The sequence below is a fragment of the Halanaeroarchaeum sp. HSR-CO genome (assembly GCF_024972755.1).
Taxonomy (GTDB): Archaea; Halobacteriota; Halobacteria; order Halobacteriales; family Halobacteriaceae; genus Halanaeroarchaeum.
Window position 1 is genome coordinate 1833362 of record NZ_CP087724.1, and the last position, 12952, is coordinate 1846313.

Annotated in this window: 13 protein-coding genes; 9 read left to right on the forward strand and 4 right to left on the reverse strand. The window is 55.8% G+C overall.

Annotated elements, in window-relative coordinates; all coding sequences use genetic code 11:
* Window positions 1-267 precede the first annotated feature (267 nt).
* The 3 genes from HSRCO_RS09435 to HSRCO_RS09445 all read left to right on the forward strand — a co-directional run bounded on the left by HSRCO_RS09435 (window position 268) and on the right by HSRCO_RS09445 (window position 2433).
* Window positions 268-435, forward strand: a complete 168-nt coding sequence (locus HSRCO_RS09435) for a hypothetical protein (protein ID WP_259517399.1) — start codon at window positions 268-270, stop codon at window positions 433-435.
* Between the two features lie 82 nt (window positions 436-517).
* A complete protein-coding gene (gene psmB / locus HSRCO_RS09440; RefSeq protein ID WP_259517400.1) occupies window positions 518-1252 on the forward strand; it encodes an archaeal proteasome endopeptidase complex subunit beta in 735 nt (244 codons plus the stop codon).
* Window positions 1253-1401: 149 nt separating this feature from the next.
* Window positions 1402-2433 (forward strand): transcription initiation factor IIB family protein, encoded by a 1032-nt coding sequence (locus HSRCO_RS09445; RefSeq protein ID WP_259517401.1) that lies wholly within the window; start codon window positions 1402-1404, stop codon window positions 2431-2433.
* 27 nt (window positions 2434-2460) lie between these two features.
* Here the strand turns inward: HSRCO_RS09445 and HSRCO_RS09450 are convergent, their stop codons facing one another.
* Entirely contained in the window at window positions 2461-3984 is a 1524-nt protein-coding gene (locus HSRCO_RS09450; protein ID WP_259517402.1) for a hypothetical protein, read from the reverse strand.
* A gap of 79 nt (window positions 3985-4063) precedes the next feature.
* On the opposite strand from HSRCO_RS09450, the gene ligA reads away from it, so the two are divergent.
* The 3 genes from ligA to HSRCO_RS09465 all read left to right on the forward strand — a co-directional run bounded on the left by ligA (window position 4064) and on the right by HSRCO_RS09465 (window position 7517).
* Window positions 4064-5710: an ATP-dependent DNA ligase LigA gene (gene ligA, locus HSRCO_RS09455; protein ID WP_259517403.1), complete on the forward strand. Its 1647-nt coding sequence runs from the start codon at window positions 4064-4066 to the stop codon at window positions 5708-5710.
* Between the two features lie 283 nt (window positions 5711-5993).
* Window positions 5994-6557, forward strand: coding sequence for a hypothetical protein (locus tag HSRCO_RS09460; protein ID WP_259517404.1), 564 nt, complete (start codon window positions 5994-5996; stop codon window positions 6555-6557).
* A 3-nt stretch (window positions 6558-6560) separates the two neighbouring features.
* Entirely contained in the window at window positions 6561-7517 is a 957-nt protein-coding gene (locus HSRCO_RS09465) for a tyrosine-type recombinase/integrase (protein WP_259517405.1), read from the forward strand.
* A 256-nt stretch (window positions 7518-7773) separates the two neighbouring features.
* Here HSRCO_RS09465 and HSRCO_RS09470 read toward each other — a convergent pair whose 3' ends face one another.
* Complete coding sequence (locus HSRCO_RS09470) at window positions 7774-9630, reverse strand: hypothetical protein (RefSeq protein ID WP_259517406.1); 1857 nt, start codon at window positions 9628-9630, stop codon at window positions 7774-7776.
* 138 nt (window positions 9631-9768) lie between these two features.
* On the opposite strand from HSRCO_RS09470, the gene HSRCO_RS09475 reads away from it, so the two are divergent.
* The 3 genes from HSRCO_RS09475 (at window position 9769) to HSRCO_RS09485 (ending at window position 11736) form a co-directional block, all read left to right on the forward strand.
* Window positions 9769-9990: a FaeA/PapI family transcriptional regulator gene (locus HSRCO_RS09475; RefSeq protein WP_259517407.1), complete on the forward strand. Its 222-nt coding sequence runs from the start codon at window positions 9769-9771 to the stop codon at window positions 9988-9990.
* Between the two features lie 83 nt (window positions 9991-10073).
* Window positions 10074-10802 (forward strand): uracil-DNA glycosylase family protein, encoded by a 729-nt coding sequence (locus tag HSRCO_RS09480; protein WP_259517408.1) that lies wholly within the window; start codon window positions 10074-10076, stop codon window positions 10800-10802.
* Window positions 10803-11082: 280 nt separating this feature from the next.
* Window positions 11083-11736, forward strand: coding sequence for a recombinase family protein (locus tag HSRCO_RS09485; RefSeq protein ID WP_259517409.1), 654 nt, complete (start codon window positions 11083-11085; stop codon window positions 11734-11736).
* Window positions 11737-11838: 102 nt separating this feature from the next.
* Here HSRCO_RS09485 and HSRCO_RS09490 read toward each other — a convergent pair whose 3' ends face one another.
* Together HSRCO_RS09490 and HSRCO_RS09495 are read right to left on the reverse strand one after the other, a co-directional pair.
* Entirely contained in the window at window positions 11839-11973 is a 135-nt protein-coding gene (locus HSRCO_RS09490) for a hypothetical protein (RefSeq protein ID WP_259517410.1), read from the reverse strand.
* 97 nt (window positions 11974-12070) lie between these two features.
* Window positions 12071-12733 (reverse strand): hypothetical protein, encoded by a 663-nt coding sequence (locus HSRCO_RS09495; RefSeq protein ID WP_259517411.1) that lies wholly within the window; start codon window positions 12731-12733, stop codon window positions 12071-12073.
* Between the last annotated feature and the right edge of the window lie 219 nt (window positions 12734-12952).

A 12952-nucleotide genomic window follows, 5' to 3' on the forward strand; every position in this document is an offset into this window, starting at 1 on the left:
GTATCTGGCCGCACGCGCACGGATGGCCGTCGCATACTTCGAGGCGAACGTGACCCGGACGGGCGCGGACCTTCCGCGAATAGTCCGCATAAGGTATGCGAAGCCACGAGAACAGGATAGGCCCACCTACGACTTCCTGTCGGATAGTGCAAGCAACAGTGGAATCCGAGTAAACCTGCATTGAATCGCAAGCAGGCGGCGGGGTAGAGACGAGCCGCGGGGAGGAAGACATATATACCCGCATCGTGGAGAGAGGAGCCATACCCGATGATCGAACGGCTCACCTCCCTCGCAACGTTCGCGGCCTACCAGACGAGTGTCGCAGTCGGTATCGCACTCCTCCCACTGGCCATCATGGCCAGGCACCTCGGGGTCACCCTCCCCGTCCACCGACTCATCCAGCGGACCGAATCCGCGTACCAGCAGAAGCGTTAACGACACTCGATTCGTCGGCCGGGACCGCCAGGAAACCCCGGAAAGCATGCTTTTATCTGTGCTCCAGCGTTACGAAACGCTAATGCACGATTCACTCGACGGCTCCGAGTTCGCCCGTACTGCCTCGCGCCTCCAGGACTCCGTCGGGAGTCCGTACGAGCCCGAAGTCGGACCGCTCCCCGAGAACGACCTCTCCGACGAAGACCTGGAGAACGTCACCAAGACCGGGACGACCATCGTCGGCATCACCACTGACGAGGGTGTCGTCATGGCCTCGGACATGCGAGCGAGCCTCGGCGGCCGTGTCGTCTCGAACAAGAACGTCCAAAAGGTCGAGGAGATTCAGCCGAACGCCGCCCTCTCGATGTCCGGGTCGGTCGGTGGCGCGCAGGCCTACATCCGAACGCTACGGGCCGAAGCGAACCTCTACGAGGCACGCCGCGGCGAGTACATGTCGATCAACGCACTGGCCACGATGGCGAGCAATCTTCTCCGCGGGGGCCCCTTCTTCATGATCGTCCCCATCCTGGCCGGCGTCGACGACGACGGATCGCACGTCTACAGTTTGGACCCGTCTGGCAGTTCGCTTGCGGACGACTACACCGCACAGGGCAGTGGCATGCCCTACGCACTCGGTGTCCTGGAACAGGAGTACACAGCGGACCTCACGATGGACGAGGCGGTCACCGTCGGCGCGCAGGCCATCCAGTCGGCCTCCGAGCGCGACACAGCGTCCGGAAACGGCATCCACGTGACGAAGATCACCCGCAACGAGGTCGAGATCGTCGGCCACCAGGACGTCGAGGACGTACTCTAGTCCGTTTTCTCCCGTTTCAGACCCGATACACACCGTTATACTGTTTGTTTCAGTGGCTAATATATGCATATATCCCCAAAACTTTATATATTATTCTCCCTAACATAAGGTTAGCGATAAGGGAGGCGACCCGTCTCCAGTCATCCACCATGAGTGCAAATACCCACGCATACGACGGCGGACAGGGGCTGCAAACCCGCGATCCGTCGGTACAGAACGAATCGATCGAGAGCGAGTCGGACAAAGAGGAGACGACCGCTCGAATCCGAAACGAGTGTCCCGAGTGTGGCGGTCACCTCGAGCAGGACGCCGAACACGGCGAGACTGTCTGTGGCGAGTGTGGCCTCGTCGTCGAAGAGGACGGCATCGACCGCGGCCCCGAGTGGAGAGCCTTCAACAGCACGGAACGGACAGAAAAGTCCCGCGTCGGCGCACCGACGACCAAGATGCTCCACGACGAGGGCCTCTCGACCAACATCGGCTGGCAGAACAAGGACGCCTACGGCCGGTCGCTCTCGAGCCGCCAGCGTCGCAAGATGCAGCGGCTCCGAACCTGGGACGAGCGGTTCCGCACCCGAAACCACAAGGAACGGAACCTCAAGCAGGCCCTCGGCGAGATCGACCGGATGGGGAGCGCCCTGGGCCTCCCGAAGGACGTCCGCGAGACCGCCTCGGTGATCTACCGACGGGCGCTTGCGGAGGACCTCCTGCCCGGGCGAACCATCGAGGGCGTGGCCACGGCCGCGCTGTACGCGGCGGCCCGGCAGGCCGACCGACCACGGAGTCTCGACGAGGTCGCTGCGGTCAGCCGCGTCGAGCGGATGGAGTTCAAGCGGACCTACCGATACATCGTCCGGGAACTCTCGTTGCCGGTCAAGCCGGCCGACCCCCAGCAGTACGTCGCCCGCATCGTCAGTGCGGCCGACGCGAGCGACGAGACCGCCCACCGGGCGCGAGAACTACTCCGGACGGCGTCCGGGACGGGCGTGTTCAACGGAAAGAGCCCGGTCGGCCTCGCCGCGGCCGCCATCTACGCGGCCGGCCTGCTCACCGACGAAGGCCTGACACAGAGTGTCATCTCCGAGGCGGCAGACGTGAGCGAGGTAACGATCCGGAACCGGTATCAGGAACTGCTCGCCGTCGCCGAAGACGCCGACGACGCCGTCACGGCGAGCGCATAACGCATCGATCGTTCGACCACCGACCCGTTAGATTTCACTTTTCGTCTCGACCCAGTCGGCGAACGTCCCGGATAGCAGCGTCTCGCGCTGTTTCTCGAAGTACGTTCGCTGCATCGACTCGACGGCCTCGGTGAACTCCATGCCGTCGAAGAGGTTCGAACGAACGCGTTCTCGTTTCCACGAGGCCGGCGTGATGCCGTGTCTGGCCCGCCGACGCAACGGCCAGAGGTACTCCGCCGCCTGATCCTCGGTGAATCCACGACTGACGAGGCCCGCCCGCGCTTCGTCGAAGAGGTCGACGAACATCGCCTCGTGATCGGTCGTCTTCTCGTCGTCGGCGGTGATGTAGGTGAGGTCGGCGTCGAGCCCATCTCGCATTGCATCGTAGAAGTTGGCCTTCGCCTCCCGCCAGTCCAGGAAGTAAAGCGGGTGGCGATGCTGGCTCATCCGTTCGAGGAGGCCGGCGTACATCGCCAGGAACGCGACGCTGTCTCTCACGGTCGGCTGCGCCGCGAGCGGGCGGAACTCGATGCGGGCGTTGGCCGACGACCGCGACGATCCATCGAAGACCGGGCGGATCCAGCGCCAGTACGTTCCGTGCTTGCGGCGGAAGTGTGCGAACGAATCGTCGAATCGGCCGGCCTCCGAGACCGGCATCGGAACCATCACGTCGTCCTCGACGATGTCCTCGATGGCGTCGTCGACAGTCGAGATGTCCTCGGGGAATCGGACCTTCTCGAAACGACCCGGTTCGTTCAGGACCGATTCGAAGACGGCGATCCGATGTTCCATCCAGCCCTCGGCGAGTATCTCCTCGGGGGCGACCTCGTCGTAGAGGTCCGGCGGGAAGAACGGAGAGTTGACGCCGAGTGCCAAAAGTGGGCCGGCGATGCGGAGTGCGTACTGGAAGTACTCCGGCAGGTCGGCCGCTTGAGCCACCTGGTAGTGGGGCTGGATCGACGTGATGAGGCTCTCGGGCATCACCGTGTCGGCGGAGAGCGAAACGTTGGGGGCCTCGATAGTGCCCGTCAGCGCCTCGTCCGAGTTGGCCATCGCGTGGTACCGCGCCGACGCGGACATGTTGGTCGCCAGACGGATACCATCCTGGCGGACGCTGTCGGTGAGGTAGTTGGCCGTCGACTCGCCGGCTGGCGGAATGGTCCACATCCCATCACTGACGAGATGGAGTCCCTCGGCGTCCATCGGCGTGGCGGCCGCTTCGAGACGGGACTCGACGCTCGCCTCCTGTGCGACGACCCCAGGGCGATTCAGGGGGTCGGGCGTCGTCGCCATCTCCCCGTTGTGCAGGCCGAGTTCCTTCTCGAACCCGACGTACTCGAGCAACCGTCGCGGGAGACGGGCCAGCGCACCGTCGTCGTTCACCGCGTAGAACTCGTACTCGAGACCGACGATGGCCTGCGGGTTGTCGAAGGTCCCGTTTGCTATTTCCTCCCTGATCACCGTCGCATCTTCGCGGACGCGTTCCTGGAAGGTCTCCGGGTCGACGGAGAGGACGTCGGACACGCGCTCGACGAGGTCGGAACCCGACATGGGCGCCGATTACGGACCCCTGCATAAAAACGTCGCGGCCTTCGCACCTTTTAACACCGAGAACGCGATACGACGGGTAATGGAGTTCAGCGAGTTCGCCGACCAGGCGAGCGACGTCGAGGCCGCCACCGCGGACGGCGACATCGTCGACCTGGTAGCCGACCTGTTCGCCGCGGCCGGCGACGACCTCCCCATCGTCGCTCGATACGTCCAGGGACGGGTCTTCCCCGGCCACGACGAGACGAAACTCGACGTCGGCCCGAGCAACTGCTACGAGGCCATCGCCCGGGCGGCCGGCCAGAACGTCGACGCCGACGACGTGGAGTCGACGGTCGCCGACCTCGGAGACGTCGGTCGCGTGGCCGCCAGCTACGATTTCGGGAGTCAACAGGGCCTGGCGGCGTTCGGTGGCGGGTCCGACGACGGCCTGACCGTCGCGGCGGTCCACGACGAACTCGAGACCCTCGCCGCCGCCAGCGGGACAGGAAGCACCGACGAGAAGGTCACCATCCTCTTCGGGTTGTTCAACCGATGTAACCCGGACGAAGCCCGATATCTGGCCCGACTCGTCCTCTCGGAGATGCGTATCGGCGTCGGCGCCGGCACGGTCCGGGACGCCATCGACGAGGCATTCGACGTCCCAGCCGACGCGGTCGGGCGCGCCCTCCAGGTGTCGAACGACTACGGCCTCGTCGCCGAGACGGCCCGCGATGATCCCGCGGGCCTCGGGGACATCACCCTCGAGATGGGGCGACCGGTCCAGGCCATGCTGGCCCAGGCCGGGACCGCCAACGACGCACTGGAGGAGTGGGGCGAGACGGCCTGTGAGACGAAGTACGACGGTGCCCGCGTCCAGATCCACATCGACGATGACGTCGAGATCTACTCGCGGAACATGGAGGACGTGACCGACCCGCTGCCCGACGTTGTCGCGGCGGTCGAGGGATCGATCGACGTCCCCGCGATCCTCGACGGGGAGGTCCTCGCCGTCGACGATGCGGGCGACCCACTCCCCTTCCAGGCGGTCTTGCGCCGGTTTCGCCGGAAACACGACGTCGAGCGTGCGAGAGACGAGATCGAACTCCAGCTGGTCGTCTTCGACTGCCTGTACGCGGATGGTCGGGAACTCGTCGACGCGTCGCTGCTCGACAGACGCGAGCGACTCGAGGAAATCTGGGACGGCACGCTCGCCGAATTCTCGCTCGCAGACGACGCCGAGGCCATCGCCGACCTCGAAGCGGAGGCGCTCGCGGCGGGTCACGAGGGGATCATGTTGAAGAACCCGGAATCCGCCTACACCCCCGGACGGCGGGGGAAGAACTGGCTGAAACGGAAACCGGACGTGGAGACCCTCGACCTGGTCGTCACCGGTGCGGAGTGGGGCGAGGGACGCCGGGCGAGTTTCCTCGGCACTTACGAACTCTCGGTCAGCACCCCCGACGGCTTCGAGACGGTCGGTAAGGTGGCCACGGGCATCACCGACGAGGAGTTGGCACGGCTCTCCGACCTCGTCGAGTCGAAGATCCTCACCGAGGACGGGCAGACGGTGGACGTCGAACCGTCGGTGGTCTTCGAGGTTGGCTACGAGGAGATCCAGGAGTCGCCCACCTACTCGTCTGGGTACGCACTCCGATTCCCACGGTTCGTCTCCGTTCGAGAGGACAAGTCACCGGAGGACGCCGATTCGCTAGAACGGGTCGAACGGTTGGTGCAGAAGCAGGGTTAACAGTCTGAGAGCGTAATCGACACCCATCGACAGGCACACGGCAGGTCCGAATTTCATCTCGCCATTTCGAACAAACCACTACAAGCATTCGCGGCGCGAGTGGTCCGAAGGACCCGGAAGCGCCGCGATTTTCCGAGCGCGAAGCGCTCGGGCCAAGGAGTGACCAACGCGACGGCTTTGCCGTCGCGGCAGGAGCGACGCCGGCTTTTTCCCCAAGTGAATAAAATCTAAATCTACAAAACTTCTATACATTATAAACCCCCATGGCTAAGCCAAGGCAAACATGCCCCAAGTAAATCTCCGTGTGGACGAGTCCACAAAGGCAGAATGGAAGGAATATCTGGAAGAGTCTGGAAGAGTCCACACACTTACCGACTTAATCAAGGTAAGCGTGGATGAGAAGATATCCAGTGAAGAGGGGGAAGATGACACGGCTGGAGTTTCACCGGCACTTGAGAATGATATTCAGGACTTGAAGGATGAGCTTGAGGATGTCCGAAAAGATGTGGCCTGGTTACGTGAGCAACAGCAGGAGGATGTGGACATATCCGACCTCGCCCAAGAGGTCTATGATAGCCTGGAAGTCCTGCCAGAGCCGACTGACTCCCTTCAGATACCGCAGGACCAAGATGCTACTGAGTATCGCCAGCGAAGGGCAGCTGAGCTGGTAGTCAGGCCCGAAAATGCAGACGATGAACCGTCTCCTCAAACCGCAGATTCCATAGCAGACCGCCTGGGCACCAAAAAGAAACGAGTCGAAGATGCTATAGAGCATCTGAACGACCAGTTCCTCCCCGTTGTCGAAGTCGAATTGGACGGAGATGTTCATTACTTCCGGGAGGAGTGACCCATGCACGAGATATTTGACGACCATCTGGACCTCCTCCGAGGCCAAGACAAGGCGAAGGGGACGATAAAGCAATATCAGGGTGGGCTCAAAGCCTACTCCGAGTGGCTTGAAGAGCAAGGCATCGAGCCCGAGGGAGCGTCTACGAGAGACATTCAACGGTATCTTTCCTTTTTAAAGAATGAACGGGAGTATGCTCCCGGAACAGTCCGAGGCTACTACAGCTGTATCAGTGGCTTCTACAAGAATCTCGACAACACCGGGGTTATCGAGGAAGACCCGACAGAGGGAATCACCCTCTCCAACTATGCGAGTCGGGAAACTCGAAAGCAACAGGAAACCAAAGAGCGTCGAGTTTGGCTGTCTCAAGAGGAGATGAGCCAACTGGTGGAGAATGTACCTGCGCCAACCGTCCGAAACCGGCTCCTCGTTCTATTTCAATACTTCACAGGGCTTCGTCGTCAGGAGGTCGTGGACGTTAAACTCGAGGACATCGACCGCAAGGAGCGGATGGTCAAGGTTCAAGGGAAGGGGAACGTACTGAATACGGCATTCTGGCAGCCCAAGATGGACGGTCTGCTAACAGCGTGGTTGGATGGTGGATACCGTGGTTCATCCCCACATGCGGAAGAGAGCCCGTATCTCTTTCTCTCGCAAGCCGCTCCCCAACTCAGCGGGGAATATGTGAACCGAATCGTGAAAGAGGCGGCTGAGGAAGCTGGTATTCAGGAAGTGCTCTTTGAGGATGCGAGAGGTCGGTCTCATTATAAATATACCTCCCACGCTCTCCGACATTCCTTTGCCATGCACTGGCTCCAGAATGGTGGCTCACTTGCAACGCTTTCCAAGCAGATGGCCCACTCGTCTATCACAACGACTGAAATCTATGGCGAGATACTGGACGAGCGTGCTAAGGAAGAGTACGACCAGTATGCTCCCGATATTGACCTCTCGTTTTAGGTGGCGGCCTTTCGACCGAATTCGGGGTGGGTGGATTTGACTATGGTTGAAAATCCGGTCCGTATGTCGGCCATGTGGCCGTCGATTGATTTGCATGTGGTTTGGCCCACCCAATCATCGAATGGATTCAGGGCCCGATATGACGGGATTTGACGGGGTTCGATTTGCTATTGTCTTGGGTGCAAAAGTCGGATATATGGGGAATAGAGCCTCAAATACAGCCCATCTCAATATACAGTTCTACAGATTACCCAGCTCAGAATAGCTTCATTATTCTATCCACTACCCCTGATAATCCATCAAGTATCCCAGAGACGAATCCTCCGCTTTCATCCTCGGGGGAATCTACAGTCTCTTCTGTCGTTTGCTCGTTATCCGTTTGCTCCTCTTCTGTTTGCCCGTCAGCCGTTTCTTGGGCTTCCTCTACCCCACCGGCCAGTATTTGCTTTCGCATGGAATCCCGCAATTCGGCCATCTGGTCCGAAACCATCCCTTGGGACTGTTCGGATAACTGGTCAAATTCGAGGTCGCCAGTCCGTTCAAGCTCATATACGACCAGAATCTTCCCTTCCGGCAGGTCCCCATCGACTCGGTTTGTAGATACAACCTCACCGACGAGCCGATATTCTCCCTGTTGCGGAGTATTGGGTTCGTCGTAGTGGGTGGATGACAGACCTGTGACCAACAGCACATCGTCACTCGATTCAGGTGTCGAGGACCAAGCTACCCCCGTATCAACGACTGTATCCTGGACGATATTCAGGCAGACCGGCCCGCTGGGAGTCGGTATTTGGGCCTGAGTTTGACCGCAGGGAGTGCTATGTTCGAGTGTTTCCTGGATGCTGATTGATTCGCCATACAAACTCGCTTCCACACTCACCACGTCACCGTCAGATGCGTCCTGTTTCACTGACTGAATATCTGAATATTGGGTGCTATCCATCTCGTCAGTGACAACATAGAGGAGCGGGTGCCCATTGCTACTCTGAGCAATGCCAGATTGGTCTACAGTGTTGATGAACTCTCTTGCCTCGCTATTTGGAGAGAGGACGATTGCATTGATGGTCGCAGGCGCATCCGACCAGTAAGTCGTCTCGAAATTTGCCGTATACACTCGCTCTGAATCTTGCTCGAGTAATTTGGTCGCCGCTTCTTGACCGGATTGAGACGTATCGCTCGATGAGGTATTAACGACGAAAGAACGAGCTTGTTCTCCCGGTTTCTCAAATAAATCTTGGGCAGATGTAGGGTCGTCACTGAGAACGCCAATGGAGGTGACAGCAGTAATTTCCTCTCCTTGGTCTGTGTCTGTCAGTGTGGATATTTTTCGGTGATTAGCTGTGACCTCCACGAGGTCGAGTGAATAAGAATCCGAGTTTGAGGCGATTTCGCCAACTGTTGCCGGTGAGCCGTCTGTCTCAATGGATACCGACTGTGCCAGAATCGCACTGAACGAAAGCCCATTGAATGACATCTCCTGATTGACGGACTGTCCTGTGACAGTTGCCAGTCCTTTTCGTGGGTCGTCCTCAGTGAAGACGATATACAGGTCATCTTCTGTAGCGAGGACGAAGGCATGGGGAGCCACTTCACCAGGTATTTGCTGGCGATACTCTTCGATGTCGTCCTCTAAGGATGCTGGAATAGCAAAGGCAGCTCCAGTCGTCGTGGTTTGGACCGATGACGAGGCTGTATCTTCTACTTCTTGCACATCAATAGGCGCTGAGGCAGAGTTACTGAACGTCTGTCCTCCAAATTCGACCTCTGCAGCAATCTCCACATCATTCTCGCCAGCACTCTCGAACGTGTGGGTGAAATCTACACCAATCTCCTCCCCAGTCCCCACCGTGACTGTTTCTGATGACACCTGCTCCCCATCAATCAACAGGGAGACGGTAAGGTCCGTTTCAACACTCCCCACCAAATCCGGTGTTGAAATTGAGGGAGAGATGGTGGTGGACTCCCCGACAGTCGTTTCAGCTGGCACTCCGGGATTAATGGATAGCTGGTCTTGTTGTGCAGCGACAGGGCTCGCCAGAAGTGGTCCACCAATGGCAGAAAGGACCACCAGCGAAATCACCACAATGGTGTGAATTTGCTTATGGTTCATCATGAGTGACCGACTCACTACCAATTGACAAAAGTGTTATTCTTTAAAGTGTGCTTTTCACCCATTCTGGTTGTAAATAGCGTGAGTATACCTATAATATCCGAATAAGAGATAGCGGGAACAAAGATGCTTTTACGACAAATGCCGGGAGATGAGCGTAGTGGTCCATTCGAGAAGCAAGTCTCAGACGAGGATATTCTGGAGTTTATTGAGGTAGAAGAAGTGGTTACAACGAAAGAAGTGGCCGACGAGTTTGATTATCATATTCAGACTGCTAGACGGCGATTGAAGGAACTACATCAAGAGGGGGAGCTTCGGCAGAAGGACGTGGGTAAGAGGTTCGTTTGGTGGATTTCCTCGTAAGGCGTCAATTTTGTGTTATGAGAGAATCTTAATGGGAATTTCTACCGGTATATTTAGTAATATTGATTGAATCCGTCTGTCATATGGATGGAGAAGATTCCCTGAGAGAAGTTGGATATACCATTTGGGAAAACTGGTATGATGGAAATGGACCGTGTAGACACTGTCCCAATCGAGACGAGAAAGGCTATTTCAATCCGAAAAATATTGACCCAGGGCCTGAATCTGGCGATTCAAACGCTGAGGTCGTATTCGTTGGGATGGAACCGAGCGATGAGATTGACGGGACATCCAGAAAGAATCTATCTGTAGATGAAGTCCCGGAAAGTTGGTCTAGGAGGAACAGGGACCCCGGATTTTCTAACAATCGAGATGGTGAAGATACAATACGTGAATGGTTATTCTACGAATCTGACGGCAAGAAACGAATAGACCCCATATTCGATAAGAAATTGGAGGGCTCAGTCTACTATACCAATTCAAAAAAGTGTGCGAATACTGGTGAGAGGGACGAGCTCGCAAGGTGTTATTGTCATGACTATCTCTTCTCTCAACTTGCTGCGATTGAGCCTACTATAATCGTTCCCTTTGGCGAGAAGGCTGTCAAATCCTTATCCTTGCGATATTTCATCCCAAAATATTCCAAATTTTCAGATGTAGTAGTTGAAGTTATTGGAGAGACTCAGCCTCATATTATACCATCGTACCACTGGAGCCGACCAAATTTTGTGAGCAATATCGAGAGAGCAGGCTATGAAAGTGTACCCGATTATTGGGTTGAGTTAGTGGATGAAATCAATGCACAGCTCTGAGTCCCGGATGACTCACTAGCAAAAATCGCAACCATCTCGGGATGTCTGGCTGATGTGGAATATAGTGCTAGAATCTGTCTGGACGGGGATTTTGAATTCGCAATTGACGACACCCGCTATATAACAGTGCAAGCGACGTTGATGGCTTTGCGGGCCCAATCCCTACCCAAAGCCCTCGACCAAATCACGACGCCCTTGACGCCGATTTGACGGCGATATAATCGGTCGTCGACCCCGGTTCGACCCTGAATTTATTGCCGATTTTACCCTATGAATTCGCATGATAGTAGCGGTATACGTCCGAGTTTCCACAGCTGAACAGAATTTAGACAGGCAGTTAGATAGCACTCACGAATATGCCACATCTGAGCTAGGTGTGGAGCTGAGCGACGTTGAGACCTTTCGGGACAAATCCACGGGGACGAACACCCAGCGCTCTGGCTACCAAGAAATGATGGAACATGTCCAGGATGGGAATGTGGACCATGTGGTGGTCCACGAGATCAGCCGGTTGGCTCGGTCACTGCAAGACCTGGAGCGTACTGTTACAAGAGTCACTGAAAATGGGGCAGGAGTCCACTTCGTCCGAGATGGACTGTCCTTCGGTGATGGGAAGGACAGGCCGATGCACAGGCTTCAGATGCAGATGTTGGGGGCATTTGCTGAATGGCAGGCGAGAGTGAAGCAAATGAATACCAAGGAGGGGATAGCAGCTCGGCAAGCTGAAGACGACTACCACCATGGGAGACCTCCGCTTGGATTTGAGAAAGAGAATGGGAGGCTGATTGAGGGAGTGAATTACGACCAGGTTTGTGCTATACTGGATATGGTAGCTAAAGAAGAGTTGTCAAAGCGAAAAGCAGCGGAGGAGTTGCAGTCATCCCGCACAACGATTAGTAGGGCACTCGACAGAGTCGAATTGTACGGGGTTTAATCATCACCCTTCTCTTTTTTCGTGTCCTCCTCTGTCGCATAGTTCGTTATTATCTCTCCTGAAAGGGAGGGGCCATCATCCATCTCCTCCTCATCATCGTCGTCACTCATTGTCATTCTCCTCTTTAACCTTATCTTCACTCTTCCCTAACGCTTCGACTTGTCCCTCAAAATCAGGCTCCTTTGTCCTATAATCATCTGTTTTCTCCTTCTCATTGTCATCGCCCTTGTCGCTCATTGTCCGTCATCATCCCCCTTGTCCTTTCTTTTCTTTCCTTTTGAGACTCTTTGCCCCTCTAAGTCAGGACCGTCCTCATCGTCAGACATAGCTATAATTAATCCCTCCAGCAACAAATGCTTTTCAGCCTTTCCACAGGTTCCACCACTGTCCAATATCGATGAAGCTGATTGAACCACTCAGAAACATACGTGAATATCAAAAGGATTGCCACAATCAGCGAAAGCGTCCATATTCCCACACTGTTACTTAGAGCGTCAGCGATACCCAGAGCTAAGAAACTGAGGGACCACACCAAAAGCGTAGTCGTAGTTGTGAAGTAGAAGGCCGAGATGGTGATAGTATCAGAATTAAAATCAATCCATTTCCCCATTACCTTGGCTAACGACTCTTTATTGCTGAGTTCAGAATACCCTCCATCAATCAGCTCAGAAATATCAGATTGTGATACGCCGACGTACAAATCAGAGGCAGTATATGTGAGAGCAGCAAATGCAATCGAACCGAGTAGCAAGACAAGTCCTATAATAGTAAGTCCATTAAAGCCATCTCCTTTTAATTGAATACTCGAATCAGACAAAACGAATGACAGGCCGGATATTACAATCCCAAGGATTACTGTATTAATTCTGAGTAACTTTGCTGCTTTCGTATCAATATCTGTGGAGCCTTCAATTTGCTTATTTAGAGTTTCTCTAGCCTCAGATAGAGTTAAGTCCGCAATCTCAATCTCCTCATCATTATCGTCTCCCCAGAACATACAGATTCACAGTTGAGTATTAGTGTAATAAATTTTTATCTATGGTGGAAATCGTGACATCCAATGATATTATAAGCAAACCAATTTTCGTCCACCCTGTACGAAAACGAACGTTTTCGACCAACCTGCAATTGCTAAAACATCCCCCAACCCAGATGAATATCCATTATTGCAAGGCAGATTGATTTAAGAGTGTATCTCTTTCAGCCATCAATAGAC